General features: G+C 50.5%; 31 protein-coding genes. 4 read left to right on the top strand and 27 right to left on the bottom strand.

Annotated elements, in window-relative coordinates; all coding sequences use genetic code 11:
- Positions 1 to 36 precede the first annotated feature (36 nt).
- Entirely contained in the window at positions 37 to 363 is a 327-nt protein-coding gene (locus LVQ79_RS13135; protein WP_232865327.1) for an NIPSNAP family protein, read from the top strand.
- Positions 364 to 563: 200 nt separating this feature from the next.
- On the opposite strand, the gene LVQ79_RS13130 is transcribed toward LVQ79_RS13135, so the two are convergent.
- Positions 564 to 968, bottom strand: coding sequence for a YybH family protein (locus LVQ79_RS13130; RefSeq protein ID WP_232865291.1), 405 nt, complete (start codon positions 966 to 968; stop codon positions 564 to 566).
- Between the two features lie 362 nt (positions 969 to 1,330).
- On the opposite strand from LVQ79_RS13130, the gene catA reads away from it, so the two are divergent.
- The gene (catA, locus tag LVQ79_RS13125; protein ID WP_232865290.1) at positions 1,331 to 1,999 is read left to right on the top strand and encodes a type A chloramphenicol O-acetyltransferase; all 669 of its coding nucleotides are present in this window, start codon (positions 1,331 to 1,333) and stop codon (positions 1,997 to 1,999) included.
- Positions 2,000 to 2,105: 106 nt separating this feature from the next.
- On the opposite strand, the gene LVQ79_RS13120 is transcribed toward catA, so the two are convergent.
- Together LVQ79_RS13120 and LVQ79_RS13115 are read right to left on the bottom strand one after the other, a co-directional pair.
- Positions 2,106 to 4,034 carry a putative bifunctional diguanylate cyclase/phosphodiesterase gene (locus LVQ79_RS13120; protein ID WP_232865289.1) on the bottom strand — a complete coding sequence of 643 codons (1,929 nt, stop codon included), beginning with the start codon at positions 4,032 to 4,034 and terminating at the stop codon, positions 2,106 to 2,108.
- Positions 4,035 to 4,051: 17 nt separating this feature from the next.
- Positions 4,052 to 4,546, bottom strand: a complete 495-nt coding sequence (locus tag LVQ79_RS13115; RefSeq protein ID WP_232865288.1) for a putative pterin-binding protein — start codon at positions 4,544 to 4,546, stop codon at positions 4,052 to 4,054.
- 697 nt (positions 4,547 to 5,243) lie between these two features.
- Here LVQ79_RS13115 and cueP point away from each other — a divergent pair.
- A complete protein-coding gene (cueP, locus tag LVQ79_RS13110) occupies positions 5,244 to 5,786 on the top strand; it encodes a copper-binding periplasmic metallochaperone CueP (protein ID WP_232865287.1) in 543 nt (180 codons plus the stop codon).
- A 47-nt stretch (positions 5,787 to 5,833) separates the two neighbouring features.
- Here cueP and LVQ79_RS13105 read toward each other — a convergent pair whose 3' ends face one another.
- Genes LVQ79_RS13105 through LVQ79_RS13090 form a run of 4 tightly spaced genes read right to left on the bottom strand, consistent with a single transcriptional unit; the run spans position 5,834 to position 8,877 of the window.
- Entirely contained in the window at positions 5,834 to 6,334 is a 501-nt protein-coding gene (locus tag LVQ79_RS13105) for a nucleoside deaminase (RefSeq protein WP_232865286.1), read from the bottom strand.
- Between the two features lie 12 nt (positions 6,335 to 6,346).
- Entirely contained in the window at positions 6,347 to 7,105 is a 759-nt protein-coding gene (locus LVQ79_RS13100; RefSeq protein ID WP_232865285.1) for an ABC transporter permease, read from the bottom strand.
- Positions 7,102 to 7,881: an ABC transporter ATP-binding protein gene (locus LVQ79_RS13095; RefSeq protein WP_151994342.1), complete on the bottom strand. Its 780-nt coding sequence runs from the start codon at positions 7,879 to 7,881 to the stop codon at positions 7,102 to 7,104. The genes LVQ79_RS13100 and LVQ79_RS13095 overlap by 4 nt, the downstream gene beginning before the upstream one ends.
- Positions 7,882 to 7,890: 9 nt before the next feature.
- The gene (locus tag LVQ79_RS13090) at positions 7,891 to 8,877 is read right to left on the bottom strand and encodes an ABC transporter substrate-binding protein (protein WP_232865284.1); all 987 of its coding nucleotides are present in this window, start codon (positions 8,875 to 8,877) and stop codon (positions 7,891 to 7,893) included.
- Between the two features lie 259 nt (positions 8,878 to 9,136).
- Here LVQ79_RS13090 and acuI point away from each other — a divergent pair, with 259 nt between their 5' ends.
- The gene (gene acuI, locus LVQ79_RS13085) at positions 9,137 to 10,111 is read left to right on the top strand and encodes an acrylyl-CoA reductase (NADPH) (protein ID WP_232865283.1); all 975 of its coding nucleotides are present in this window, start codon (positions 9,137 to 9,139) and stop codon (positions 10,109 to 10,111) included.
- Between the two features lie 113 nt (positions 10,112 to 10,224).
- On the opposite strand, the gene LVQ79_RS13080 is transcribed toward acuI, so the two are convergent.
- The 20 genes from LVQ79_RS13080 to LVQ79_RS12985 all read right to left on the bottom strand — a co-directional run bounded on the left by LVQ79_RS13080 (position 10,225) and on the right by LVQ79_RS12985 (position 25,415).
- The gene (locus LVQ79_RS13080; RefSeq protein WP_151994344.1) at positions 10,225 to 10,599 is read right to left on the bottom strand and encodes a helix-turn-helix domain-containing protein; all 375 of its coding nucleotides are present in this window, start codon (positions 10,597 to 10,599) and stop codon (positions 10,225 to 10,227) included.
- Between the two features lie 73 nt (positions 10,600 to 10,672).
- Positions 10,673 to 10,972 carry a type II toxin-antitoxin system RelE family toxin gene (locus LVQ79_RS13075; protein ID WP_255668948.1) on the bottom strand — a complete coding sequence of 100 codons (300 nt, stop codon included), beginning with the start codon at positions 10,970 to 10,972 and terminating at the stop codon, positions 10,673 to 10,675.
- A gap of 219 nt (positions 10,973 to 11,191) precedes the next feature.
- On the bottom strand, positions 11,192 to 12,244 hold the full coding sequence (cobT, locus tag LVQ79_RS13070) for a nicotinate-nucleotide--dimethylbenzimidazole phosphoribosyltransferase (protein ID WP_232865281.1): 1,053 nt from the start codon (positions 12,242 to 12,244) through the stop codon (positions 11,192 to 11,194).
- Positions 12,245 to 12,299: 55 nt separating this feature from the next.
- Positions 12,300 to 13,043: an adenosylcobinamide-GDP ribazoletransferase gene (cobS, locus tag LVQ79_RS13065; RefSeq protein WP_232865326.1), complete on the bottom strand. Its 744-nt coding sequence runs from the start codon at positions 13,041 to 13,043 to the stop codon at positions 12,300 to 12,302.
- The gene (gene cobU / locus LVQ79_RS13060) at positions 13,043 to 13,585 is read right to left on the bottom strand and encodes a bifunctional adenosylcobinamide kinase/adenosylcobinamide-phosphate guanylyltransferase (protein ID WP_232865280.1); all 543 of its coding nucleotides are present in this window, start codon (positions 13,583 to 13,585) and stop codon (positions 13,043 to 13,045) included. The genes cobS and cobU overlap by 1 nt, the downstream gene beginning before the upstream one ends.
- Positions 13,582 to 15,117, bottom strand: a complete 1,536-nt coding sequence (locus tag LVQ79_RS13055; RefSeq protein ID WP_232865279.1) for a cobyric acid synthase — start codon at positions 15,115 to 15,117, stop codon at positions 13,582 to 13,584. Before LVQ79_RS13055 ends, cobU begins: the two co-directional genes overlap by 4 nt.
- Positions 15,114 to 15,923, bottom strand: coding sequence for an ATP-binding cassette domain-containing protein (locus tag LVQ79_RS13050; protein WP_232865278.1), 810 nt, complete (start codon positions 15,921 to 15,923; stop codon positions 15,114 to 15,116). The genes LVQ79_RS13055 and LVQ79_RS13050 overlap by 4 nt, the downstream gene beginning before the upstream one ends.
- Positions 15,924 to 15,934: 11 nt before the next feature.
- A complete protein-coding gene (locus LVQ79_RS13045; protein ID WP_232865277.1) occupies positions 15,935 to 16,612 on the bottom strand; it encodes an energy-coupling factor ABC transporter transmembrane protein in 678 nt (225 codons plus the stop codon).
- Positions 16,599 to 16,880, bottom strand: coding sequence for an energy-coupling factor ABC transporter substrate-binding protein (locus LVQ79_RS13040; RefSeq protein ID WP_151994352.1), 282 nt, complete (start codon positions 16,878 to 16,880; stop codon positions 16,599 to 16,601). Before LVQ79_RS13040 ends, LVQ79_RS13045 begins: the two co-directional genes overlap by 14 nt.
- A 1-nt stretch (position 16,881) precedes the next feature.
- Positions 16,882 to 17,613 carry a cobalt ECF transporter S component CbiM gene (cbiM, locus tag LVQ79_RS13035; protein WP_151994353.1) on the bottom strand — a complete coding sequence of 244 codons (732 nt, stop codon included), beginning with the start codon at positions 17,611 to 17,613 and terminating at the stop codon, positions 16,882 to 16,884.
- A gap of 62 nt (positions 17,614 to 17,675) precedes the next feature.
- Complete coding sequence (locus LVQ79_RS13030) at positions 17,676 to 18,392, bottom strand: cobalt-factor II C(20)-methyltransferase (RefSeq protein WP_232865276.1); 717 nt, start codon at positions 18,390 to 18,392, stop codon at positions 17,676 to 17,678.
- Entirely contained in the window at positions 18,389 to 19,183 is a 795-nt protein-coding gene (gene cbiK / locus LVQ79_RS13025) for a sirohydrochlorin cobaltochelatase (protein ID WP_232865275.1), read from the bottom strand. The genes LVQ79_RS13030 and cbiK overlap by 4 nt, the downstream gene beginning before the upstream one ends.
- The gene (locus tag LVQ79_RS13020; RefSeq protein ID WP_232865274.1) at positions 19,180 to 19,971 is read right to left on the bottom strand and encodes a cobalt-precorrin-6A reductase; all 792 of its coding nucleotides are present in this window, start codon (positions 19,969 to 19,971) and stop codon (positions 19,180 to 19,182) included. Before LVQ79_RS13020 ends, cbiK begins: the two co-directional genes overlap by 4 nt.
- Positions 19,968 to 20,693 carry a precorrin-3B C(17)-methyltransferase gene (locus LVQ79_RS13015; RefSeq protein ID WP_232865273.1) on the bottom strand — a complete coding sequence of 242 codons (726 nt, stop codon included), beginning with the start codon at positions 20,691 to 20,693 and terminating at the stop codon, positions 19,968 to 19,970. Before LVQ79_RS13015 ends, LVQ79_RS13020 begins: the two co-directional genes overlap by 4 nt.
- Entirely contained in the window at positions 20,687 to 21,748 is a 1,062-nt protein-coding gene (cbiG, locus tag LVQ79_RS13010; RefSeq protein ID WP_232865272.1) for a cobalt-precorrin 5A hydrolase, read from the bottom strand. The genes LVQ79_RS13015 and cbiG overlap by 7 nt, the downstream gene beginning before the upstream one ends.
- The gene (locus tag LVQ79_RS13005; protein WP_232865271.1) at positions 21,729 to 22,502 is read right to left on the bottom strand and encodes a cobalt-precorrin-4 methyltransferase; all 774 of its coding nucleotides are present in this window, start codon (positions 22,500 to 22,502) and stop codon (positions 21,729 to 21,731) included. Before LVQ79_RS13005 ends, cbiG begins: the two co-directional genes overlap by 20 nt.
- A complete protein-coding gene (locus LVQ79_RS13000; protein ID WP_232865270.1) occupies positions 22,495 to 23,064 on the bottom strand; it encodes a decarboxylating cobalt-precorrin-6B (C(15))-methyltransferase in 570 nt (189 codons plus the stop codon). Before LVQ79_RS13000 ends, LVQ79_RS13005 begins: the two co-directional genes overlap by 8 nt.
- Positions 23,054 to 23,656, bottom strand: coding sequence for a cobalt-precorrin-7 (C(5))-methyltransferase (locus tag LVQ79_RS12995; protein WP_232865269.1), 603 nt, complete (start codon positions 23,654 to 23,656; stop codon positions 23,054 to 23,056). The genes LVQ79_RS13000 and LVQ79_RS12995 overlap by 11 nt, the downstream gene beginning before the upstream one ends.
- Positions 23,650 to 24,786 carry a cobalt-precorrin-5B (C(1))-methyltransferase CbiD gene (gene cbiD, locus LVQ79_RS12990; protein ID WP_232865268.1) on the bottom strand — a complete coding sequence of 379 codons (1,137 nt, stop codon included), beginning with the start codon at positions 24,784 to 24,786 and terminating at the stop codon, positions 23,650 to 23,652. The genes LVQ79_RS12995 and cbiD overlap by 7 nt, the downstream gene beginning before the upstream one ends.
- On the bottom strand, positions 24,783 to 25,415 hold the full coding sequence (locus LVQ79_RS12985) for a cobalt-precorrin-8 methylmutase (RefSeq protein WP_232865267.1): 633 nt from the start codon (positions 25,413 to 25,415) through the stop codon (positions 24,783 to 24,785). The genes cbiD and LVQ79_RS12985 overlap by 4 nt, the downstream gene beginning before the upstream one ends.
- Position 25,416: the final 1 nt, after the last annotated feature.

Here is a 25,416-nt window from a genome sequence, read left to right as displayed (position 1 = left end):
ATACAAGCCACCGTCATCAACCAGGTAATGAGAATGATGAGAACCGTCGAGATATTGCAGTACACCTTGAAAAGAGGAACGGGAAAGGATTTCCATAAAATAATGGTTGAGCAGAGTGCGCCTCTTCATCGCGCATCGGGGATGGATATCGTTTCTTTTGGTAACTCTATACACGATGAAGATTCATATTACCTGATCCGTTCTTATGATGACCTCGGGCATTTGAAATCGTCACAGAATGAATTTTACAGCAGCGATGCATGGATAAATGGCCCACGGCCGGCAATTATTGGTCTGATTGAAACCAGCGTGAAATCAGTTCTGATTCTCAGTGATAAAGTTACTGATACTCTGAGGATGTGAGTGTAGTGGCTAACTAAAACTGACCACAGTGTAGAGTTTTCTTGAATCATTTTAACGTCCGCTTCTGGCACATAGCGGACGAGCTAACCGAGTTGAAGGCCCGCTCTGTGCGAGGAGCGGAAGTTGTGCCTGAAAAATGCAATGAATAATATCCACTTTAAAAGCAAGGCTACTACTCGCTATAGTTCAAGCAACGTGTTTTAGGCACTATCAACATCCAAAAGAGAAGTACCATAAGAATTGTCGATTGTACAAAGCCAGCGACTATCACTGTCCTGCCGAAATACATAGGTTGCGCGGCGTGTCGTTTCAACTATTCCACTATGCCCATCGGGGAAACGAAGCACTGTTTCCATGATAACGAGAGCATTGCCGCCACCTTCTATCACCTGCATATCCCCCTGTTCTACAATAAGCTGGCCCTGAAAATAATCAGATATAGCAACAAAAGCTTTGCGGATATTAACTTTACCTTTGACGATCATACCAGGCTTAACTACCAGAGCAGCATCTTCAGAATAGTGCTCCATCAAAGAGTCAAAATCTTTAGCAGAGATCGCTCTGTCACATGATTCAATGATCTGGCGTAGAGGATGTGAGTGCATGAACATTACCTTTATTAAATGACCAACCCGTATTACTAAGCAACTCGACGTATCTGTATAGCTAACAAGATTTATGAGTTTCCGCTCCTGGCACGTAGCCACCAGTGAACGATCTTAGAGCAGATTTGAGCAAGGAGTAGATATTCCACAAAATTTTATTGCCAGGAAAAAACCAGTAGACTTAACAATCTACTTTTATTATCTGATATATAAAATATTTTAAACCCCTTCCCTACTGTATAATGATGAGCTACTCTCAAAAATGTGTTTTCTACAAAAATAGTTAGCATTCTATATGTTTCATTAACTCATGAAATTTAGATTAATATTTGATATATAATTTACAATCAAAGGTTAAAAAAATGAAAAAAACAACCCCGGAATATACACCTGTTGACTTGTCTCGTTGGGCAAGGAAGGAGCATTTTGAGGTATTTCAGTCATTTGCTCAAAGTACAATTAACCAAACTGTCCTGGTGGATATTACCGCGCTGCTAAAACATATAAGAGAAGTTGGCTGGAAATTTTACCCTGCTATTATTTTCCTCCTGTCTAAAATCGTAAATAGTCATGCGGAGTTCCGTATGGCTATGAAGAATAATGAGCTTGTTATATGGAATGAGATTCATCCAAGCTATACCATTTTCCATAATGAAACGGAGACCTTTTCATCATTATGGAGTCACTACGATGGCAATATTCATCACTTCCAGGACGTTTATTCAGAAGATATTGCACGCTATGGTAATAACCTTTCTTATTGGCCTAAGGAGGAGTCTCGGGAGAATATATTTTTCGTATCGGCTATTCCTTGGGTAAGTTTTACCAGTTTTAATATCAACGTTGCAAACATGCAGAACTTTTTTGCCCCCATGTTTACTCTTGGAAAATACTACGAACAAGATGGAAAAGTACTGTTGCCTCTCGCTGTTCAGGTACATCATTCCGTGTGCGATGGTTTCCATGTGGCAAGACTGATCAATGAGTTACAATCGATGAGTGATGACATAGCCACCATCGCAGCAAGCTGAGAAACAGAGCTGGCAACAGGAGTTTGCTACTCCTGTCGTTTTTCAATTGCGTTTGAGTTGAAGTAGATATTCCGGTGTATGACCAGGCAGAAAGAAAATTTCCCCTTTAACCGTATCTAATTTTCCCATCTATATAAGGCTGAGGCTTACCAAACAGATAGCCTTGTATGAAATCACAGCCCAGCAACTGAAGGCTTTCCAGTTGCTCCTGTGTTTCAACACCTTCCGCAACGGTTTTCATATTGAGGGATTTCGCCATTCCGGTGATAAGCCTGATGATATTAAGGGCATCTTCCTGTGTGGATATAGAATTCACAAAGGACTTGTCTATTTTGATTTTATCGAAGGCAAGCTTACTCAGGCGCGAAAGAGAAGAATAACCGGTACCAAAATCATCGAGGGAGATTTTCACCCCCATAGCCCGCAGCCTGTTAAGCGTATTCATGGGCGTATTGCTCTCAGTAAAGAGAGAGGATTCTGTCACTTCCAGTTCAAGACGCTCAGCGGGAAGTCCCGTTTCGTTCAGAATGGACAACACCATTCCGGCAAAGGTTTTACTGCTTAGCTGGACAGGAGAGACATTGACTGAAATTTTAGTAGGAATCACCCAGGAAGCGGCTTCCCGGCAGGCCATTTCAAGCACCGATTTCCCCATCTCGTTAATCATTCCTGTTTTTTCAGCCACCGGAATGAAGCTGTCCGGCGACAGTAGGCCCTTCTGAGGATGTATCCAACGAATAAGGGCTTCATAACTGTAAATTTCCTGGCTGAAAGAATCGACAATAGGCTGATAGTAAACCACGAATTCTTTATTCACTAACGCCAGTGCCATATCATGCTCAAGGGTTCGGCTTTCTTGCAACTTATCTAACATCCATTGCCGGAAGACTTTTATTTTACCAGCGCCTTCCTTTTTAGCTTCATAAAGGGCCAGATCGGCAAATTTATAGAGATAGTCGGAGCGGCGTTCAGTGTCTGAGATGACAATACCGACACTGGTAGTTATATTGATAATCGTATTATAAATAGTGTAGGGCTGGCTGATAATATTGCATATATTTTGGGCTTGTAAAACGGCACTGCTCTCCGTCAGGCCACTCGAGAGAAACGCAAACTCATCTCCGCCTAAACGATAAAGCGTATCGGAAGCCAGGCCCATCGAAATTAGACGATGTGATATCTGGCGTAATAATATATCACCGACATCATGACCATACGTATCATTGACCTCCTTGAATCGGTCTAAATCAAACAACATCACATTCACAGAATTATTGTTTTTGACTGCGTTTTCGATGGTTTCATTTAAATTCCCCCAGAAAAAATGGCGGTTATTCATCTCTGTCAAAGAGTCATGGTAGACGTCATACTCCAGTTTTGCATTCTGGACTTGCAGTTTTTCTTTAGATTCCTGCAGTGCTTCAGCAAGACTCTTTACCTGAAGATGTGCCTTCAGAATATTTCTGTTTTGATAAAATATCAGCAGACCCAGTATCGCACTCATTATTATCAGCAATACAGACGTCGCTGAGTAAATATAGTACAGGGTTTTAATTTTGAGGTTGGCGTCATTAATCGTGTTGATATCTTTGTCTAAAGCGCCGGACGACAGACGACTCATTTGTGCATCAAGAGTCTGCATTTTTTTCAGGTATGCCTGGAGTTCTGAGCGGTTCATTTTCTCAAGATTAATATCCAGATACTCAAGTGTCTTTTCAAGCTGTAGAGCCAGTGCATGATGGGCTTTATTACTTTCTATGTAATTCCTCAGATCACCTTCTTTCATTAAATCACTCTGGCTGAGCATAATGTCGAGACGCATGCGCACATCATCCAGCGTCATCGTCTCATCAATAGTGTAAAGACCAAGCAACGATTCGAACCGGTAATACTCTGATACCATCTGTGCAGCAGACCACGAAGCGGCGTAGTGAGTCAGTTTCTGTAACTCTTGCTGCCTTTCATGCACAAGGAAAGAGATATACGCAGTAGATATAAAAAGGAAACAAATGATGCCAGCCAGAATTCTGTTCATGTTGGTGTTCTGACCCATTACTCAATATTCATTCTGCTGACCTGCCAGGCTGACCTTGAATAATAAATCTGATTATTCAGCTCAGGGATGCTGTCATAGGGGTAAACAACAAACAACGGGCCTTTATCACGGATACGCATATATTCTCCATTGATTTTTAAAGCAAGGATAACGTTGTATTTCTTAAAATCACTGAGGGGGATTTCTGTGGTGTAGTCATTGAGCGCAGTGACCTTAACAACAGAACCTTTCGCCCCGACATAATCCATAAGCTTTTGTAGTGGAATACCCGTAAAAGTAGTACGGCCATCATACCAGGGAGAAGTGGTCTGAAAGCTGACCATCCCCAGTTTCTCAAGGCTGGCGATATCAAAAACGGCTTTTCCAGCTTCATTTGTATTTTCGATATTACCAGACAGCGTTAAAAGGACTTTACCGGCAGGTCTGGCAAATTCGCCCGCCCAGACCTGTGTGGTGAGCGCAAAGCTTAACAGCATGACAATTAATCGCATTCTGACCTCGTATATCAACCGGATGTTTAAGAATTATAATTTAGTTATTGTGCTATTTATATATGCTGCAAGGTTATTGTTAATGCAAACATTTCACTAATATTTTAACTGATTAAAATCAAAAGGTTAAAAAACACTTTAGTTTTATATTGATTAAGCAATGTCGATTCATTTATTTGATATACATAAGACAGCGTTGCGCTTGTGCGAAAAACAACCAATTATTTGCTCGGCGCAAATAAACACACAGCAATATAAAGGTTTATTTGTTTGTAAGCAGGCAGGAATTTCACGTAAGCAATGTCCACTCCTGGCACATAATAGGCCGTCAGCGTATGCCAAATACAAAAGCCTGCTCAGAGTTACCTAAGTAAGCTTTCTTAGGTTTATGGCAACATTTATGTCAGTCGCCAGAAAAACACTTCACTTCATACAATTCCCTCAAACTTAAACACGGATAAGCTGGATACACGCTTTTGCGCTATAGCACCTGAAAAGACCTAAATTGAAAAATCCCTATCCACAATTCAATCTCGAAGCGCGGGTTACTTCGCGTCGCTTCGACATCGCCTTTTACCTATAAACACCCAAAATACCCATACATTCTGTAAAGAATTGCATATCCTTTTGACCCTCCCCTTAGGGGAAGGTCTAGAGTCGAGCACAACTCAACTCTCTCTTTAGACAGGAATTATAGATGAAACAAAAACTGCTTTTCGCTTTGCTGGCACTAAGCATCAGTGGCACGGCAATTGCTGCGCAATCAGATGCAGAGTTTCTCGCAGCACACGGTCTGTCGGGTAAATCCACCGAGCAAATGGTGGAAGCGATCGACGGTTCAACCCAGGCTCGACCATTGCCGTATAACGCAGGTATCACCAGCACCGAACTGAAGTTGTCTGACGGCACGCAGCAGTTCAGCTATCCGCTCGGCGATATGTTCTATTTGTCTTTCGCACCTTACGTGACGCAAACCCATCCGTGCTTTAACCACAGTCTTTCTGGCTGCCGTGGCGAGCTTGCAAATACGCCATTTGATGTGAAAGTGACGGACAAAAGCGGCAAGATATTGATGCAGAAAAAGATGACCAGTCACGCGAATGGCTTTGTTGGCGTCTGGTTGCCACGTGATATGGAAGGCACGATTGAAGTGAGTTACCAGGGGAAAACGGCCACTGCGCCAATTGCGACGCACAAAGAGAGCCAGACCTGTTTAACCACGCTGCAATTGCAGGGTTAAACGTTGTCATGTCGGGTGAGGCTAACGTTCACCCGACATTCAACCCTCTACCGCCCCGCCCAAAACGCCTTTTGCATCGCCCTTGTCTCTTCGATAATTTCTTCCACCGGGCCAATTAACTCCACTGGTTTCTGGCAATGCTCAAAAACGTATTTCGACGACACACTCATGGTCGGGTTTTCTTCATGGTTGCCGGTCGCTTCCAATAGTTGACTCTCATACATGCCAAAAACGACTCGCCCAATATTTGCCCAGTACGCCGTACCCGCGCACATACAGCAAGGTTCGACGGCGGTATACAACGTGCATTGCCATAAATATTCGGCGGTGTAATTGGTTGCCGCCATGCGGGAAAGTGTTGATTCTGCATGGTTTACCGTGTCGATATTGCACTGTTCGAGCAATACTGTTTCGTTATCCGGTGCGACTAACAGCGCACCAAAAGGATGATGCCCAAGTGCAATCGCCCTCTGTGCCACCTCATTGGAGCGGCGCAAGTGGCGTAAAATTTGCTCTTTATTTGGCGCAGGCCCACGTTTTAATGACATGTGTTTCCTTCCTTATTTTGTATCGAGGCTCCACGGGAACAACCGTTTTTGCATCCAGCTCACCAGCCCGTACAACGTCAGGCTGCACACCACCAGCAAGAACATGCTGGCGAAAGCCAATGGGATTTTGAACGATGAGGTGCTGAATAAAATCAGATAACCCAGGCCTTGATCGGCTGCGACAAACTCCGCAACTACCGCGCCGATAATCGACAGCGTAATCGCCACTTTTAGTGCACTGAAGATATACGGCACCGCATACGGCATACGAATCTGCCAATATTCGCGGTTGCGGGGTGCACGTAATGTTTTAGACAGTTCGAGCAATTCAGACGGCACAGAATTCATGCCGGTCGCCGTGGAAATCACCAGCGGGAAGAAAGAGATCAAAGTGGTGATCACCACCCGCGGCAACATGCCAGAACCCAGTGTTACGACAATAATTGGCGCAATTGCCACAACCGGCGTTGACTGAATCACAATCAACCATGGCAGCACCAGGCGGGCGAGCAATTTAGAGCTGACAATCGCAATAGCCAGCGGCAGCGCAATAACAATCGCCAACAGGAAACCACTTAACGCCACGCTTAATGTTGCAAGAATATGAGTCGCCCAGCGCCCGGCATCCAACGTGCTTACTGAAGCGAAAATGGCCGATGGCGAAGGTAGAATAAACACCGGGATGGCGAATAATTTACACGCCCCTTCCCACAGCAAAACCGCCACCACCAGCGCCAGCAGCGCAATGTACTTTTCCAGAAACGCTTTCATGCAGGCTCCTTGCGGCGACTAAACACTTTGTGGCGGATATCTGCGGTTAACTCATGGAATAGCGGGTGATTGAGTGTTTCCTCATCTCTTGGGCGTGCCAGCGGGACATCAATAATTTCACTCACCCGCCCAGGGCGCGCGCTCATCACCACGATGCGGTCAGAAAGTAGCAACGCCTCCTGAATTGAGTGGGTAACAAACAGCACTGTTTTTGGGCGTTCATTCCAGATACGCATCAACTCAAAACTCATTTCATCGCGTGTCAGCGAATCAAGAGCGGAAAACGGTTCGTCCATCAGCAAAATATCCGGGTCATGCAGCAAAGAGCGAGCAATGGAAACACGCTGCTGCATACCGCCTGAAAGTTCCGCCGGGCGCTTATTGGCAAACTGTGTCAGCCCTGTCATTTCCAGCAATTCATGCCCACGCGCGATATCTTTAGCATCCACGCGGCCATATTTGTGTTTCATCGGAAACGTGATGTTATCGAGCACGGTGAGCCACGGCAGCAGCGTCGGTTTCTGGAACACAAACCCCATTTCATCGCGTGGTTCGGTCACTGGTTTGCCATACACCGAAATGGTGCCACTGCTCGGTTTCAAAAGCCCGGCAATCAAACGCAAAATGGTCGATTTCCCGCAGCCTGATGGGCCAATAAATGAGACGAATTCATGGCGGCGCAGCGTCAGATTCGCCTCATCAAGTGCCGTAACTCTGGTGCCATCAGCAGATATAAATGTCTGATTAACATGACTAAGCTCTATAACAGGCTGCATGACATTCCCTTATTTAGCGAAAAAACTACGGTCAACCAGGGTTTCCGGGTTTACTTTATCGGTCGGATATTTCATTGATTTCGCCACCCACTCCCAGGTGTGTTTCAGAAGCGTCGGGTCGAATTGGCCCAGGCCGTCGCGCTGGCTAATGTCATTGTTAATCAGCGGTTTTGTAACGTTGAAATCAGCTTCCAGCATCACGACATCGGCTTCAGGCACCATCGCTTTTTGGTCAGCGGCGGCTTTGTCCGGGTGCGCCAGGCTAAATTCGATAGACTTTTTGGAAGCTCGGACGAAACGCGCTACAACATCCGGCTTTTCTTTGATGAGCTTATCGGAGGCAAAGAAGGACAGGCCGTAGCCATCAAGGCCGTAATCGGTCCAGGCCAGTTCAAGCGGTTTTTTACCTACCTGAGTCAGCGTCGCTTCAATGCTCGGGCGATTAGTTGACCACACCACCACGCCATCAACACGCCCCTGTGCCAGCATTGGCACCAGCGTGCCTGGGTCAGCTTTGATCTGTTTTACGCTATCGGGATCAACACCATTCTTTTCCAGCATGATAGGAAGCAACGCATTAGATGCAGAGAACGTCGGGATACCAAGCGTTTTGCCTTTCAGGCTTTTCATATCGGTCACGCCGCTTCCCTGCCACGAGTAAATCGCATCAGGCTGTTTTGAGTAAATGCTCATGATGGCTTTCACTGGAATGCCACCTTCAGCTTGCGCCATCATTAAAGAAGCAATGCCGCCAGTGCCCACATCAGCTGCACCTGAAGCAATTTTCGTCAGCGTGTCGCTGCTGCCACGGCCAGGTAAAATGGTGACATCCAGCCCTTCTGCTGCGTAAAAACCTTCTTGAACACCGACAAAAACGAAGGCTTTATCACCGCCATTTGGCATCCAGTCAAGTTGCAGTTTTAGCTTATCCAGTGCGGCTGCATGCGCACTTGCCAGTACCAGTGCTACAGCGGTTGTAAGTCGAATGACGCGCATGCTTATCTCCTCAGAAGGGGCTAAAACTGCCCAATGGGCATATGTGAAACTTTTGTCACAACGGTTGGAAACTTTTGTTTCAAACATACGAGTGGTAGGGTCAAAAGTTAAAATATGAAAATCTTATAACCTGCTAAAAAGCAGCCATTTACACATGAATATTGTTGGTATTCTTTATTCTCAGCTGCTTCGGGTATACCGTGTTGGGCATCAGAAACAATTAGGCTGGAATACCCGGCCCAACGAATGAGGATCCATCATGAAAGCAGTCGTACTTGAACAAGTTGAAGGTCAGACTCAGGCCGAGGTAAAACAAATCTCTGCGCCAGCAATCGATCTGGGAAATGTGCTGGTTGATGTTGAGTGGTCAAGCCTGAACTATAAAGATGCGCTGGCGATCACCGGCAAAGGCAAAATCATCCGTAACTTCCCGATGGTGCCGGGGATTGATTTCGCAGGGCGCGTGGCGAGTAGTGATGATGCTAATTTCAGCGCAGGTCAGGAAGTGGTGTTGACGGGCTGGGGTGTGGGTGAAAACCATTGGGGTGGCCTTGCCGAACAAGCACGTGTGAAATCCGAATGGCTGGTTCCACTGCCCGCCGGCCTTAGCGCACGTAAAGCGATGATCGTTGGCACCGCAGGCTTTACCGCGATGCTGTGTGTGATGGCGCTGGAAGATGCAGGTATTACACCAGAAAGCGGCGAAGTGGTTGTGACCGGTGCCAGCGGCGGCGTGGGCAGCACAGCAATCGCTCTGCTGCATGCGTTGGGTTACCAGGTTGTAGCAGTTTCTGGTCGTGAATCCACTCACGACTACCTACGCCAGTTAGGTGCCAACCGCATTCTGCCACGCAGTGAATTTGCTGAAACTCGCCCACTGGAAAAACAAGTATGGGCTGGTGCGGTTGATACCGTGGGTGGAAATGTACTCGCCAAACTGCTGGCACAGATGAACTACTCCGGTTGTGTCGCGGCTTGCGGCCTTGCGGGTGGGTTCTCACTGCCAACGACAGTGATGCCATTCATTCTGCGTAACGTACGCCTGCAAGGTGTTGATTCGGTTAGTGCGCCGATTGAGCGCCGAGTTGCCGCGTGGGAGCGTCTGGCCGAATTGTTGCCGGAGAGTTTCTATGAGACGGCAACGACCGAGATTAGCATGGAGCAAGCGCCTAAATTTGCCGATGACATTATGAATAATGCGGTTCAGGGGCGGACGCTGGTGAAGGTGAAGTAAGCTCTCATCTCTTTCACAAACTATCTCAATAAGGATAAAAATTGAGATAGTTTGTTGTAGTTATCCCTTTCCCCGACCAATCCAGGAGACACTCCATTGGCCCAGATTTTTTATCAGTCATCAATTAGCTGGGTAACGCGACATCTATACAATTCAGCGAGTTTTTCTAATGTGGAACGCTGAGGTTTAGCACGTTTCTCCATGTTTGCTACACCCGCTTGAGAGATGCCGAGCACTTCCGCCACAGCCTCTTGAGATAGACCACGATACATGCGCCAGGCGGCATGTAAAGTCGCGCCTTTTCTCATTTGGTAGCCTACAACTTCATGTGGGATTGTCTCATCGTCGTTAGGGCCAGGAGCATAGGGAACCGATTCGTAAAAATCATCCAGGTCTGCGGCTTCTACCAGTTTATTAAACAGGTCAATAGGTATCACAGCAGATTGACGTGCACCATTTTCATCAGTCAAGAATTGTATTTTTTTCATTCTCACGGGTCTCGCAAATATTGGAGAAAAGTCGAGATTTCTCACTGGTTGAAGCGGGTTTCCTCGCCTCCACTTAGTATGTATTTGATTGTCTGCGCATTACCTCTTCAATCTGGATTACGGTTGGATTTCCATCTATTACCGTAAACAGCACCCGGTAAACACCCACCCTTACCCGATATTCTTTCCCTTTACTGCCGTGCAGCTTCTTTAAATCTAGCTGCACATCAGGAAATTCTTCTAGCTCACTTATCCGGGCATATATCGCTTCACGGTAGCGGCTATCTATGCGGAGAAGCTGTTTCATTGCCGTCTTACTCCATTCAACATTCGGCACTTTGGTTTCCTTATGTCGATCCGTGATAATTATCATAACTAAATTTAGTGATAAATAAAGTAATTTAGTGATAATTTCACTTAAAAATAGTTAAGCTTGAGCGTCCGAACTACAAGACATCTTCTTACCGGGAACAAGGTCAAAAACCGGTTTGGTTTTTGACCTTTGACCTTTGACCCGGCATAAATTGTACTGAAAGGTAAGTGAGCGGAATTATCACGATCCCGGCAAATTCAGATTAGTGATCCAAGAAGATCACCCTGGCAACACAATATTGCTGTCTGCCAGCGATCCCATATTGTTGTGCATTGCGCACGCCGCATCCACCAGATGCATTGCCAATGCCGCACCGCTGCCTTCACCTAAACGCATACCCATCTGCAAATACGGCTCCAGCCCTAACTTGTTCATCGCGATCACCGCACCTTTTTCCGCAGACAAATGCGACGGGATTAAATAATCACGCACGCCTGGCGCAATCTGGCAAGCGGCGAGTGCTGAGGCATAAGACAGGAAACCATCAAGAACGACCGGCAGGCCAGCAGCCGCTGCACCCAACATCACACCCGTCATACCCACCAGGTCGAAACCACCCACTTTGGCCAACACATCAATACCATCAGCTGCATCGGGCTGGTTGGTTTCAATCGCTTTACGCACTACGGAAATTTTGTGATGCATCTGGTCGCTTGGGAAGTTAGCGCCCATGCCAACAACGTCGTCCGGTGAGCTGTCGGTTAACACGCTGACCATCGCAGCCGCAGGTGTGGTGTTCGCCATACCTAGTTCACCCACGCCAAACAGCGTGACGCCCTCAGCGGCTTTTTGCATAGTGAGTTGCATGCTTGCCAGCAGAAGGTTTTCAGCCTGCTCACGGCTCATCGCCGCGCCCTTCGCGATGTTGCCACTGCCACGTGCCACTTTCATATCCAACACACCAGGCAGAGCATCGCTGTCGATACCGACATCAACTACATGAATTTCTGCGCCGACAGTCGCGCCCAGTACACACACGCCTGTGTTGTGGCGTGTCATGTTCATCGCCTGAATCGCGGTCACGATTTGTGGTGAAATAGCCACACCTTCCGCATAAACACCGTGGTCAGCACACATCACGAGAATAGCTTTGCGTTCAGTGTTCAGGCCGTTTTTCATGCCCGGCATTCCCGCCAGCTGCACCGCTAACGCTTCCAGGCGCCCAAGGCTGCCAAATGGTTTAAGCAGGCCGTCAATGTGTTGTTGTGCGCGAGCCATTGCATCGCTATCAAGCGGGGAAATCATTGCCAATAATGAATTTAAAGTTTGCATTTTTTTATTCTCAGAAACGTTATAAAAAACAGTTCAGCACAGCGCCATCCGACAATCAGCGCAGCAGCGCGAGCAGGAAAACCACTTCGCCCAATTCAATCGCCGCCCCCAGCGTGTCGCCGGTTTGCCCGCCGAGCGTGCGCTTCAACATCTGGCCGAGGAAATACATCGCCAGTATTGTGATAGCCAGCGCCAGCAGACCGGAAGCAGGCAACAGAACCGTGCACAGCACCGCACCGCCAATCAGCGTCAGCAGCGCCTGTGTGCCCGTCACTTTGCCGATAAACAGATTGCCCAGCCCTTTCTCACGCGCATACTTGTGGTTGTACATCAGCAGCACACAAGCACTGCGCCCGGCAATGGAAGCCGCTGCCAGCACCATCAGCATATTATTGCCACGCAGCGCCAGTTCGCTGACCACCAGCACTTTGGTCACAATCACAAAGATCAGCGCCAGCCCTCCGTGGGTGCCAAGACGGCTATCGCGCATGATTTCCAGCATGCGGTCACGAGTACGCGCCGAGAAAATGCCATCGCATGTGTCAGCCAGGCCATCAAGATGGAAACCACCGGTCAATAATGCGAGTGCCAGCACATAACCCATGGCAGCTAAAGGTAAGCCCGCCCACGGCTGCAACAGCGTAAACACAGCCCCTGCCAAAGCACCCAGCACCAGGCCAACAAATGGAAAGGTCACGATACCGCGCACATACTGGTGTGTTTCGATACCATCAGTCCAGCGTGCGCGCACCGGAATGCGGCTCATAAACTGCAAAGTGGCGAAGAACAAACGGAAGATCATTTAATTTTTACCCCAATCCCTGAAATAACCAGCCACACCTCATCGGCACGCTGCGCCAGGCGCTGGTTTACGCGCCCGGCAATATCACGGAAATGCCGCGCCAGGCGGTTTTCCGGCACAATGCCCATCCCAACTTCATTGGTCACCAGAATCACTTCCGCCGGGCTTGATTCGCAGGCCGCCAGCAAAATGTCGATTTGCTGATTCACCACCTGTTCCATCGAGTCAAAATCCCAGTCGTCTTCTGGCTTATCGCCCGCCGCGTCATACATCACGTTGGTAATCAGCGTGGTGATGCATTCCAGTAACACAGCTTCGCGGGCATTGTTGTGCTCATTAATAACGGTGTTTAACTCGCGATACTGCTCAACGGTTTGCCAATGCGCCGGGCGGCTGTCGCGATGGTGCGCAATACGCCGCTCCATTTCACTGTCGAAAATTTTCGACGTAGCGATATACAGCACACGTTCAAAATTTGCGGCCAGTTGTTCGGCATGACGGCTTTTACCGCTACGAGCGCCGCCCGTGACTAATTTCATATTGGTTGTTCCTGATGCTCTTCCATAATCTGATAAATACGTGAGATATCAATGTTCTCACGCATCGCGTCAGCCAGGATATTGAACTGCTGATCTTTATGATTTTGATAGTCGAACACCTCGCCTTCCCAGGCATTCAGCCCTTTGCGCAGACGCAAGCTATCCAACAAACTGCGAGTAAAGCCGCCGCTATCAAACAGGCCATGCAGGTAAGTGCCGAGCACGCGACCATCTTCGCTGATAGCACCATCAACATTATGATAAGGCTGAGTATTGCATTCGGTGAAGGTAGCAAACGGTGCGATATTTTCACCACGCTGCGTTTCGCCCATATGGATTTCATAACCTTGTAGTGCTGAACCTGAGCTTGCTGCAAAGACGCCTGGCAGTTGCGCCAGAACCTTTCCTGCAACGCGGGTCGTGGTTTTAACACTGGCAAAGCATGTCACAACATCCAGCAAACCAATACCGGCCATCTCGCCAAGCCCGGATTCCACTTCGTCGTAAATATGCTGCCCGAGCATCTGATAGCCGCCGCAAATCCCCAGCACCGCGCCGTCATTGCTATGGTGTGTTAGCAGCGCCTGCTCGAGGCCGTTTTCACGCAGCCAGAGCAGGTCGCCGAGGGTATTTTTACTGCCCGGCACAATCACCAGGTCACTGTTTTGCAGTTCATCAGGTTTGGCTACATAACGCAGGCGCACATCAGGCTGTGCCGCCAACGCATTAAAATCGGTGAAGTTCGACATGTACGGCAGTTTTAAAACTGCAATATCTAACTCTTTCGGGGTGACTTCGTCGTATTTCCCACGCTGCAAAACAACGCTGTCTTCATCTTCGAGATCGACATTCAGCCACGGCATCACGCCCAAAACTGGCACGCCGGTTAACGCTTCGATTTGTTCGATGCCGGAGTAGAGCAGCGCCACGTCGCCACGGAACTTGTTAATGATGACGCCTTTTACTCGCCACTTTTCATGTTCCAGTAATAGCGCTATGGTGCCGTAAATAGCAGCGAACACGCCGCCACGGTCAATATCTGCAACAAGAATCACCGGGCATTGCGCCAGTTCTGCCATCCCCATATTGACGATATCGCGGTCGCGTAAGTTGATTTCAGCCGGGCTACCCGCCCCTTCAAGCACCATCACATCATGTTCTGACGCAAGGCTTTGGTAGACCTCGCGGATTTGCGCTTTCAATTGCGGTTTGTAGTTGTGGTAGGTCACAGCATCCATATTGGTGGCGACTTTACCCATCAATACCACCTGCGCTTTGCAGTCGCTGGTTGGTTTGAGTAGTACGGGGTTCATGCGCACATCCGGGGCAATTCCAGCCGCTTCAGCCTGGAAAATCTGCGCCCTGCCCATCTCTTTGCCATCCGGCGTGATACCCGAATTGAGCGCCATATTCTGCGATTTAAACGGCGCGGTACGGTGGCCGTCCTGGGCGAAAATCCGACACAGCCCTGCCACCAACATGCTTTTCCCTACATCAGAGGCGGTGCCCTGAACCATGATTGAAAGGCTCATCCTGCTTCCTTTGAAACGCGCAAGGCGTTAAACAATTGAGTTTCGGTTTTGCACAACGGGAAACCGAGTTCGCTGTGCAGTTTGACCAGCCATGGCTGCACAAGCCCGGCATCTTGCAGCATCGGCGCCTGACTAAAGACTTCGCCGGGTTCACCTTGCGCGACGATTCTGCCGCCTTTCATCACATACACGGCGTTGCAAACTTCATAAATCAGATCAATATCATGGCTTGAGATGACGACGTGCTTACCCTGCGCAGCAATGCGGGCGATGATTTCAATCATCTGTTGACGGCCCGATGGGTCAAGTCCGGCGGTCGGTTCATCCAGCAATAAATAGTCAGCTTCCATCACCAGCGCCCCGGCAATTGCCACGCGCTTCTTCTGCCCGTGACTTAAATATTGAATCGGTTTGTGGCGAAAAGATTGTGCGTCTACCAGTTGAATCGCGTGTTCGACACGGCGGGCGATTTCGGTTTCATTCACGCCAAGGTTGCGCAAGCTAAAGGCGATATCGCTGTCGATATCGGTATAAAAGATTTGTTGTTCCGGGTCCTGAAACACGGTGGTGACGCGCTGGCGGTGCTCAATCAACCCGGTTTTGGTGTAATTTATCGGTTTGCCCTGCCACAAAACTGCACCAATCTTCGGGCGCAAAACACCGTTGAGGTTCATAAACAGCGTGGATTTCCCACAGCCGTTTGCGCCGACTATTCCCGTTACCGGGTACGCCCCAAAATCAAAAGTTAAATCGTGCAGAACGGTATCGTCCTGATAGCGAAAAGATAAATTTTGGGTTGTCAGCATTGGTGCAGTTCTCACAGGTGGAAATCACCCTGGTAAAGTTTGATATCCAGCGTCGTGACCATTTGCTGGTAACGCAGCAGCACGCGCGAAAAAAGCATGCTGACTAACATAGCAAGCGAACGGTAACCTCCGGGCAGCGTACGATAACCGAAACGCAATGTCTGAGCACGGTGAATGGCCTGCGCCTCGTCCAACAGGATAAAAATAAAACGCCAGGTGAGCAGTATTTGCTCGGTCAGCAAACGCGGTACGCGCAAGCGTTGTAGCAAGATGATCAATTGCGGAAACGGTAGATTTAGTACCAGCCAGTAAGTCGCGCCCAGAGCCGCAAGGCTGCGCCAGAAAGTCTGGTTTGCCATCATCACGCCTTGTGCATCAATGCCCACATAAAATGAGCCGAGCGGCACACTCCACAGCAAAGCCTGCGCGTGGTGCGCGGCACTGAAGATTATCGTCACCACGCCGATCAGCAAAAAGCCCAGTGGCACCGCCAGCCAGCGCAAGTACCGCACCGGCCCAACACGCAGCAACCAACAGGTGAAAGCTGCAATCACCAGCAGCAAAACCGCCTGCCCGACTGGCGGCAGTGCAAACGCCAGCACCATCATCACCAGATACAGCGCAAATTTACGCAGCGGTGAGACACGGCACCAGCGGCTTTGGTAACTGAGTTTATCAATCCCCAGCATGGTCTTCGCGGCGGCCCCGGTAATAGCCCAGAATGTAGAAAATCACCGCCGTACCGATTGAACCTTGCAGGGTAAACAGCAGGCTTTCGATTTCGCTGCTGGCTGGTTCATAAAGCGGCTGGAACCACGGTTTGTAATGAGGAGCGACGACCAATATCTGCCCTTCTGCCTGGTCGTCGGAGCCTCCGTATTCGCCACCGTGAGGAACAAAGAACGGCACAATCATCAGTCCTATTATCAGGGCAAGCAATATCAGGGTCTTTTTCATTTTATTGGCTCCTGGCAGGAAGCAGTTGTCGTTTGGTTAGCTGGTCGTAAATCATCACGGTGAGCAAGCCTTCGGCGATGGCTATTGGGATCTGCGTCAGACAGAAGATACCCATAAATTTCATCGAGGAACCGGTAACGCCAAAGTGCGGATCGGGGAACGCTACACCGAGTTGAATCGAAGTAACGAAGTAAGTGGTTAAGTCAGCAATCATCGCACACAGGAACACGGCCACATCGCGGCGAAAGCCCGCTTTACATGCCAGTTTCCACACCAGATATCCGACAATCGGCCCAATAACCGCCATCGACATGCCGTTTGCGCCAAGCGTAGTCAGCCCGCCGTGCGCCAACAGTAATGCCTGGAACAACAGCACAATGGCGCCTAAAACCGCCACAACGCCTGGGCCGAACAGAATTACCGCAAGGCCAACGCCAGTTGGGTGCGAGCAGCTTCCGGTAACCGAGGGGATTTTTAACGCCGAGAGCACAAAGATAAATGCACCGCAAAGTGCCAGCAGCACTTTCTGGTTGCTGTCGTGTGCCACGATTTGGCGCAAACGCACCAGCCCGACGTACAAGCACGGCAGGAATAAAATCCACCATGCCAGAGCCCACATTGGCGGCAGGAAGCCTTCCATTATGTGCATCGCGAAGGCTTCTTGCGGCACGATGAGCAACAACATCCCCATACCCAGCCCGCTTAGCGAGAGTTTTTTAAGTAGCGATTCCATGATTTTCCTTTAAGACGTTAATGTCGGATGGCGCTTATCCGACCTACGAATGCGTATCAGATTTACAACGTCTGGTTACGCCACTGTTTATTCACAAGAATGGTCGAAAAATACGGTAGCTTCTGGTCATCCGGCACCTCTTCCAGGTTTCGCCAGCATTGCTCGCCAGGTAATGTCGCTTCCGCCATTAACACCGCATGTTGAATGATTCCCAGGTGTTGTAGCAGCGCCTTGATTTGCGCGAAGCGGCCATAGACTTTCATCAGCACTACGCTGTCATGCGCGCGCAATGCTTCGGTAAGAGCCTGATGTGAAGCTGTGCAAGACATCACCGCGAGGGATTGCTGTTCCATCGCCAGCGGCAGTTGCGCGCGGGAGGCGATAGCAGCAAAAGAAGTAACGCCTGGGACGATTTCCAGCCACTCCGGATTGCCGATACGAGCCAGCAAAAACACCCAGGTACTGAACAGCATTGAATCACCGAGCGTGATAAACCCGACCTGTTTACCCTGCTCCACTTCGTGTTGCAGCGCCGCCGCAGTTTCATCCCACACCACCGCTTTTTCGTCGTTATCAGCACTCATCGGGAAGTGGCAGGTGCGTATTTCGGTAGTTTCACTAAGGTATTCGCGCACAATGGAAAGCGCCAGACTGTCGCCGCCTTTGCGCCCTGCTGGCGCATACAACACATCGAGTTTGCCGATGATACGCGCCGCACGGACGGTAATCAGGTCACTGGCACCAGGCCCGGTACCGAGAGCATATAAACGACCGGTCATGCTGCCACCTCCGCTGACTTTTCCAATGCACGCTGCAAATGGTTCACAAACATGGCGCGAATTTGTGGGTTTTCGCCCAGGCCTTGCAACCAGGGTTGTGCTTCAATGCCCGCTTCCTGCAATTGCGTTTTCCACGAATCTTCTTCATCAGACGCCATGTCGTTAATTGCATGGTCGCCCGCCACTAACATCAGCGGCATCAGGTGGACTTTACGTACCTTTTCTTTCAGCAAGCCACGCACGATAAGGTCGATCTCCGGGTAGCTTTCTACCGCACCGACACGCGCCGGGATCTGGCGAGCCGCCATTAAATGATCGAGGCAGGCATAGGCCGAAAACGCATGATGGCTGGCACCGTGGCCCATAAACACTACGCGCTCATCGGCTTCAAGCTGTGGCATCTGGCTTTGCAAAGCGCTGAGCAGCAGTTCGTAATCATTGAAATCGCTAAGCAATGCTGTGCCCAATGCCAGGCGCTGGAACAAATGGCTGTACGCCTTAACTTCACGGGAGATTTTTTCGTATTCGTCGCCATTAATTACATGTAACGACTGTACGGCCACATCCTGATAACCCAGTTCAGCAAGGCGCAGCAGTGCTTGCGCAGGTGTATCAATGTCCAGGTTATCGCGCTTTTTTAACTTGCGAATAATCATGCCGGAGGTAAAGGCGCGGAACCGATCGCGGTCGGCAAAGGTGCGGCTAAGTTGTTCTTCGCAGGCAACAATATTTTTGGTGCAGGTTTCGTGGTAACTGGTACCGAAACTGATAACTAACAGGGCTTTCTTCATGATTTTCTCTCTTGCAGCCAGCGTGTGACACGGCGGCTCACATCTTCACGGCTTTCCAGTAATTCAGGGCCAAAAACCTGCGGTTGCGGGCGAGTCACCACCACACAGGGAATATTTCGCGCCAGCGCAGGGGTAACTTTGTCGAGATAACCGCCTTCGGCACCGGACTCTTTGGTTATCACCACATCGGGTGCACAGAAGTCATAAGTGGCGGCATTAAACTCAGCGCTGAACGGGCCGCGCAGCGCAATAATATTGTCAACGCCCAACCCCAGCGCTTCGCACTCGGCAATCACTTCGCTGGTCGGTAACACCCGAGCCAACAGTGTTTTGCCCGGCAAAGCTTGCTGATAAGCAGCCAGTTCTTTGCTACCGGTAGTCAACAGCACGCGTGGGCCAAATGTTTGCGCAACGGCACAGGCGGCTTGCAGGCTGGCCACTTTGTGCAGCAACGGGTGTTCCAGATCATTAAGTTCACTACGCCGCTGATACCGGCTGAGTGTTACACCCACGATTTCACAGGCGCGGGTGATATTTTGGCTAAGCAATTCGGCATACGGATGCGAGGCATCAATCACCCAGTTCACGGCATTGCTGACCAGCCAGTCAGCGATTCCATCGGTATCAATTCGCCCTACACGAATTTTCCCACCGATATCACCCGCCAGAGACGCCCCTACCGCCGTCGCCACCGAAAGCGTGTACGAAATGCGCAGTTCATCGAGGATCTGGCAAATAAACCGGGCATCGCTGGTGCCGCCGAATACCAGCACTGGCGTTTCACTCACAGCTCGTAACCTCGAGGGGTAATCATTAATCCATTGCGAACAAAGGTCGTTTTGTTGCCGACAATCACCAGACTCGTCATATCAACCGGTTCGAAATCCATCTCACCAAAGGTGGTCAGCCATTTTTGTTCTTTCTTACGTCCGGCCGCTTTCACCACGCCCACTGGCGTTTGCGGGCTGGTAAACTCGCTCATCAATTCGAACGCACGCGCCAGATGACCTTCGCGGCCACGGCTGCGCGGGTTATAGAAACAAATAACAAAATCAGCAGAAGCCGCCGCAATAATGCGTTTTTCGATAACCGGCCATGGCGTGAGTAAATCGCTCAGGCTGATATGGCAGAAATCATGCATTAATGGCGCGCCGAGTAATGATGCAGCGGCAATGCTGGCTGTGATGCCCGCCACCAGCCGTACCTCAATGTCCAGTTGCTGCGATGTCACCAGTTCCAGCACCAGACCGGCCATGCCGTAAATCCCGGCATCACCGCTGCTGATTAACGCCACGTTATGTCCAGCTTGCGCCAGTTCGATGGCGGTCTGGCAGCGTTCAATCTCTTTACACATGCCGGTTTTGATCACCTGTTTGTCGCCAGTTAATGGCTTCACCAGGTGGGTATAAGTTTTATATCCGACGACAATTTCAGCTTCCTGCAGAGCAGCAATAGCTTCCTGAGTCATCATGGCTTCGCTACCAGGGCCAATGCCGATTACCGTTAACATCTGTCTGAAACTCCTAAAGTTATGGTGACACCCTGCTGTTTCAGAGTGTGACCCACTAGATTGCCGTTGCTCATCAGCCACGCAGCAGGTTGTGAGACGCTGCCAACGCCTACGGTCAGGCGCACAAATTCCGATGCCGGAAATCGATGCTCGTGTTCGCTCAATTGGTCAACGCTAAAAAGTTTGAAAGGGATTTGATGGTGCTGTGCCAGCTCCAGCAGTGCAGGCTCATCTTGCTTGAGCATCACACTGCCGATGGCGCACAACGCCAGCGGGTCAAAATGGTTCACAGCAAGCTGCTGGCGGAGCAGCGCGGCCACGGTTTGTGGCGGAGTGTCACGGCGGCAGCCGATGCCTGCTATGACGCGCTTCGGAACCAGTTTATAAACGGGGATATTTAAGGCAGGCTGCGAATCACGCAGCGTGACGCACACCAGCGCATCAAGCTCTGGCAGGGCATCAAGGCCCTCAATCGCAATAAAGCCGCGCGTGTCGTAACGCTCAGCATGTGGCGCAAATTCGCTGTCCCACCACAGGCCAACGTGCTGTTGACTCACCAACATTTGGTTGACGGTTTTCACCGCCAGACGGAAATCGAGCATAGTTGCGTCAAGTTTTGCCGCAAGCGTATCAAGCGCCGCCATCTGATTCACATCGGTCGCGGTAGTGATGACCGGGTCTGCGTTTAGCAGCGTTGCCAGTTGGCGAGTTAGCTCGTTAGCACCACCCATGTGGCCGGAAAGCAGGCTGATCACGTGTTCTGCGCGTTCATCCATTACCACAACCGCCGGGTCTTGCAGTTTGTCGCACAGCATTGGCGCAATCACCCGCACCACAATTCCGGTGGCCGCAATAAATACCAGAGCCGAATACTCGCTGAATGCCTGCTGTACCGTTTGAGCAAAACTGCCGCCAAACGGGATGAAACCTGGCTGTAGCAACTTTTCACTGGTAAAACAGGTCACGGGTAACGCATCACGCAGGTGTTGTGCCAGCACCACGCCACCTGGTGTCAGGCAAAACAGCGCGATCGACTCAGGCTTTGCGGTATTCATGGCTGAACCCTGCGTCGTAGAGTTTCGAGTAGTGATACTCCTCGCCCAAAAACGCCCCAACCATAATCAGCGCGGTTTTACGGATTCCGGCTTCGCGTACTTTTTCAGCAATGTCAGTAAGGGTGCCGCGTAACTCCTGGCAATCAGGCCAGGTGGCTTTATAGACTACCGCGACTGGCGTATCTGCTGGATAACCGCCTTCAATCAGGCGTTCTGCCACACGGTTAATCCGTTGTACCGAGAGAAAAATGGCCATTGAGGTTTGGTGTTTTGCGAAGGATTCAAGCTGCTCAAGCGGCGGCATCGGCGTGCGGCCTTCGATACGCGTGATAATCAGGCTCTGCGAGACTACCGGTACGGTGTATTCCACACCAAGCTGCGCGGCAGCGCCCAGAAATGCGCTCACCCCAGGCACTGAAACGTAGCCAATGCCAAGTTTGGTGAGCGTTTCACCCTGTTCGCGAATCGAGCCATATAACGAGAGATCGCCGGTTTGCAGGCGCACCACCAGCTTGCCCGCTTTCACGCCGTTTTCCATCAACTCAATAATCTCTTCGAGATTGAGCGCGGCGCTGTCGTGGCATTCGGCGCCAGGTTGGCAGTAATCCAGCAGTTCAGGATTGATCAGCGAGCCGGCATAAATCACCACTTCTGCCTGTTGCAAGATGCGGTAGCCTTTCAGCGTGATCAGCTCTTTGTCGCCAGGACCTGCGCCAACGAACCAGACTTTGCGGGTATCAAATAACTCAGTCATTGCTTCCTTCCTTGCGACAAGAGATCAGATAAGTGGGATTGTTCGGTTTGAAATAGTGCCCACTGCCAAGCGTTGCGAGGTTTGCGACCTGCAATTGCAGACAGTCAAAATCGCTCACCGCGCACAGCCCAAGGTGGGTTAGTGCGCAGGTTAAGTTTTCCAGCAGGATGAATGTCATCACCAGTCGTCCGCGGGGATGCAAATGCGCCAGCGACCAGTCGATCAATTCCGTAAGTTGCCCACCACTGCCGCCGATAAACACCGCATCGGCCATCACGTTCAGCTCTATTGGCGCGTACCCGCTGATGATTTCAACGTTCGGACAGGCGAAAATCTCACGGTTTTCTGCCATCAGCGCCAGCGCGTCAGGGTTGCGCTCAATTGCCGACACCTGCAATTGCGGGTACCGCATCGCCGCTTCAAGGGACACGCTGCCGGTGCCTGCGCCGATGTCGATAAAGTGCGTGGCGTGCTGTAATTGCAGGCGATCGAGCGCCTGAGTACGTACCACTTCTTTAGTCATCGGCACGCGTGCACCGCGTAAAAACAGATCATCTTTCATTGAGTATTATCACCACATTCATCGCGTAAGACTGCGCCACGTCAGCAGCGCGCAAGCGATGGATTCGTTCATCTGCTGACGACAGGTTCTCGCCAATAATGAGAATGGGATTGAGGCCGCGCATCAAAAATGCCTGGGCGATGGCATGCGGCCCGATAATGGTGTCGGTCACCATTGCCACTTTTTGGTGCGCCACAATCGCGTTGAAATCGGGTTCACGCCCATGGCTGCTGGTGATCCATAAGTCGTTCATATCGACGGCGGCTTTGGCGCACAGATATTGAATCGAGCTAATGCCGGGAATGATGCGCAGCTGTTCAGGGGGGAAACTTGCTGCCAGACGTTTGCCAATGCCATAAACCAGCGGGTCGCCGGAGGCCAGGACCACTATTTGCTGGCTAAGGCGTTCACCAAGCCAGGTGATTAAGCCGTCAAGATCGCTATCCAACAAACGCGTCTGGGCCTCCGAATCAGCATACAGCGCCAGTTGACGAGCCCCGCCCACCAGAATCTGCGCTTCATCAATGGCGATACGCGCCTGGAAAGTCAGATACTCCGCAGCCCCTGGTCCAATACCTACAACGGTCAGCATCGCAACTCCTGAGCTATTTCAGCCACCGGGCGGCTACTGCCTAAAACCTGGTTATCGAACGAGAATAAAATGGCGTCGCACTTAGGCGGGGATTGGGTGAAACGCAGCATCTCAGTAACACGCTCACAGATGCGGATTGCCAGACGTTCAAACACGCCCATCCAGCCTTGCTCCGCGATGATTTCAAGTGCCGCTTCAGTGGTGTCGCACTGGCTTACAGCTTCCAGCAACGAAAACGGCGCGCCCATTAATGCCAGGTGTGCGACCAACGTCTCCATGCGCCCGTCGGCAATGTGGCTGTGGGTGTGGAAAATCCCGGCGGCGACTTTCACCAACTTGCCAGGGTGGCCAATCAACACGATGTGACGGTACTCAAGGCGCACCGCTTCCTGAATCATGTAGCCGACGAAATTGCTCATCGTCACCACACATTCACTGTCCAAATCGAGTTGCTCGCGGACAAAACGTTCACCGTGGTTGCCCGGCACCAGAATGACTTTATCCAGCCCGGCGGCGCGTTTCATTTCCAGCTCGAGTGCCAGTGAACGCTTCCAGCTTTCTTCGGACATCGGCATCACAATACCGGTGGTACCGATTATCGAAATCCCGCCCAAAATCCCGAGGCGATGGTTGTAGGTTTTCTTTGCTCGCTCCTCACCTTCTGGAGCAAAAATTTCAATTTCGGCGCCACGTTCCGCGCCGATAACTTCACGCACCGCCGCTTCAATGGTCTGGCGCGGCGTGCGGTTAATGGCCGATTCGCCAATGGGCAAACCGATGCCTTTGCGTGTGACTTTGCCGACCCCGGTACCGCCGCGCAGGGTGATCGCACCGCTGTCATTAAGCTGTACGCGAGCGAAAATCAGCATGCCGTGAGTGGCGTCGACGTCATCGCCGCCGTCTTTACGGATTGCCGCCGTCGCCTGCTGACCTTCGATAATTGGCATTTCAACGTTGAGATGCAGTGTGACGCCTGAAGGGGTGACGATAGAAACCTGGTCGATCACGTGCTGGCGCAATACCATCAGAGCCGCGACTTTAGCCGCAGCAGTGGCGCATGAACCGGTGGTGTAGCCTTTGCGGTATGCCTTGCCTTTATGCCAGACGCAATCGGCGGTTTGCTCGCTCACTGAGCCTCCCGCAAGCGGTAAAGCAGCGCATTCACAATAGCTGCGGCGACGTTACTGCCGCCTTTGCGCCCACGCGCAGCAATGGCCGGTAAGCCGCTTTCAACCAGCGCTTCTTTAGACTCTTCAGCCCCGACAAATCCGACGGGCACGCCGATAACGGCTGAAGGTTTGGCTCCTAACTCTAACAAGCGGAACAGCGCGGTTGGCGCATTCCCAAAGACAAAGACCTTCTCGCCATCTTCCTCTAAAGCCAGATCCACCGCCGCCATAGAACGAGTCACGCCCTGCTCTTTGGCATGAGCCACCACGCGCGGGTCGCTAATAAAGCAGCGGCAGCTACAACCAAACTCCGCCAGCAGGGTCTTGTTAATACCCGAAAGTGCCATGGTGGTATCGGTGTACAACGTGCAACCACGCAACAAACTGGCGGTCAGTTTTTCGATGACATCAGGTGAAAACCACAAAATATCCAGCCACTCAAAATCGGCGGTAGTGTGGATAACCCGCTTGATCATCGCTTCCTGAATAGCATCGTTAAAACGATATTCCGGGCGCTCGGCGGCAATGATTTCGCTAATGATTTCAAAACTGTGCTGCTCAATAAGCTGGGGTTGTTGCAGGTAGTTCATC

Source organism: Buttiauxella cochleicola, from assembly GCF_021282405.1.
Classification (GTDB): Bacteria; Pseudomonadota; Gammaproteobacteria; order Enterobacterales; family Enterobacteriaceae; genus Buttiauxella; species Buttiauxella massiliensis.
The sequence above is the reverse complement of the archived record's forward strand: the minus strand, read 5'-3'. Positions and strand labels throughout refer to the sequence as shown.

Excerpts from the sequence above, each read along its gene's own strand:
- LVQ79_RS13120 (WP_232865289.1), bottom strand. The coding sequence starts at position 4,034 with ATGAACAGAATTCTGGCTGGCATCATTTGTTTCCTTTTTATATCTACT.
- cobT (WP_232865281.1), bottom strand. The coding sequence starts at position 12,244 with ATGCAAACTTTAAATTCATTATTGGCAATGATTTCCCCGCTTGATAGC.
- LVQ79_RS13105 (WP_232865286.1), bottom strand. The coding sequence starts at position 6,334 with ATGTCATTAAAACGTGGGCCTGCGCCAAATAAAGAGCAAATTTTACGC.
- LVQ79_RS13030 (WP_232865276.1), bottom strand. The coding sequence starts at position 18,392 with ATGACCGGTCGTTTATATGCTCTCGGTACCGGGCCTGGTGCCAGTGAC.
- acuI (WP_232865283.1), top strand. The coding sequence starts at position 9,137 with ATGAAAGCAGTCGTACTTGAACAAGTTGAAGGTCAGACTCAGGCCGAG.
- cobU (WP_232865280.1), bottom strand. The coding sequence starts at position 13,585 with ATGAAATTAGTCACGGGCGGCGCTCGTAGCGGTAAAAGCCGTCATGCC.
- LVQ79_RS13050 (WP_232865278.1), bottom strand. The coding sequence starts at position 15,923 with ATGCTGACAACCCAAAATTTATCTTTTCGCTATCAGGACGATACCGTT.
- LVQ79_RS13040 (WP_151994352.1), bottom strand. The coding sequence starts at position 16,880 with ATGAAAAAGACCCTGATATTGCTTGCCCTGATAATAGGACTGATGATT.
- LVQ79_RS12985 (WP_232865267.1), bottom strand. The coding sequence starts at position 25,415 with ATGAACTACCTGCAACAACCCCAGCTTATTGAGCAGCACAGTTTTGAA.
- cbiG (WP_232865272.1), bottom strand. The coding sequence starts at position 21,748 with ATGAATACCGCAAAGCCTGAGTCGATCGCGCTGTTTTGCCTGACACCA.
- LVQ79_RS13075 (WP_255668948.1), bottom strand. The coding sequence starts at position 10,972 with ATGATAATTATCACGGATCGACATAAGGAAACCAAAGTGCCGAATGTT.
- LVQ79_RS13015 (WP_232865273.1), bottom strand. The coding sequence starts at position 20,693 with ATGTTAACGGTAATCGGCATTGGCCCTGGTAGCGAAGCCATGATGACT.
- LVQ79_RS13055 (WP_232865279.1), bottom strand. The coding sequence starts at position 15,117 with ATGAGCCTTTCAATCATGGTTCAGGGCACCGCCTCTGATGTAGGGAAA.
- cbiM (WP_151994353.1), bottom strand. The coding sequence starts at position 17,613 with ATGGAATCGCTACTTAAAAAACTCTCGCTAAGCGGGCTGGGTATGGGG.
- LVQ79_RS13130 (WP_232865291.1), bottom strand. The coding sequence starts at position 968 with ATGCACTCACATCCTCTACGCCAGATCATTGAATCATGTGACAGAGCG.
- LVQ79_RS13000 (WP_232865270.1), bottom strand. The coding sequence starts at position 23,064 with ATGAAAGATGATCTGTTTTTACGCGGTGCACGCGTGCCGATGACTAAA.
- LVQ79_RS13090 (WP_232865284.1), bottom strand. The coding sequence starts at position 8,877 with ATGCGCGTCATTCGACTTACAACCGCTGTAGCACTGGTACTGGCAAGT.
- LVQ79_RS13115 (WP_232865288.1), bottom strand. The coding sequence starts at position 4,546 with ATGCGATTAATTGTCATGCTGTTAAGCTTTGCGCTCACCACACAGGTC.
- LVQ79_RS12995 (WP_232865269.1), bottom strand. The coding sequence starts at position 23,656 with ATGCTGACCGTTGTAGGTATTGGACCAGGGGCTGCGGAGTATCTGACT.
- LVQ79_RS13135 (WP_232865327.1), top strand. The coding sequence starts at position 37 with ATGAGAACCGTCGAGATATTGCAGTACACCTTGAAAAGAGGAACGGGA.
- catA (WP_232865290.1), top strand. The coding sequence starts at position 1,331 with ATGAAAAAAACAACCCCGGAATATACACCTGTTGACTTGTCTCGTTGG.
- cueP (WP_232865287.1), top strand. The coding sequence starts at position 5,244 with ATGAAACAAAAACTGCTTTTCGCTTTGCTGGCACTAAGCATCAGTGGC.
- cbiK (WP_232865275.1), bottom strand. The coding sequence starts at position 19,183 with ATGAAGAAAGCCCTGTTAGTTATCAGTTTCGGTACCAGTTACCACGAA.
- LVQ79_RS13005 (WP_232865271.1), bottom strand. The coding sequence starts at position 22,502 with ATGACTGAGTTATTTGATACCCGCAAAGTCTGGTTCGTTGGCGCAGGT.
- LVQ79_RS13095 (WP_151994342.1), bottom strand. The coding sequence starts at position 7,881 with ATGCAGCCTGTTATAGAGCTTAGTCATGTTAATCAGACATTTATATCT.
- LVQ79_RS13045 (WP_232865277.1), bottom strand. The coding sequence starts at position 16,612 with ATGCTGGGGATTGATAAACTCAGTTACCAAAGCCGCTGGTGCCGTGTC.
- LVQ79_RS13080 (WP_151994344.1), bottom strand. The coding sequence starts at position 10,599 with ATGAAAAAAATACAATTCTTGACTGATGAAAATGGTGCACGTCAATCT.
- LVQ79_RS13100 (WP_232865285.1), bottom strand. The coding sequence starts at position 7,105 with ATGAAAGCGTTTCTGGAAAAGTACATTGCGCTGCTGGCGCTGGTGGTG.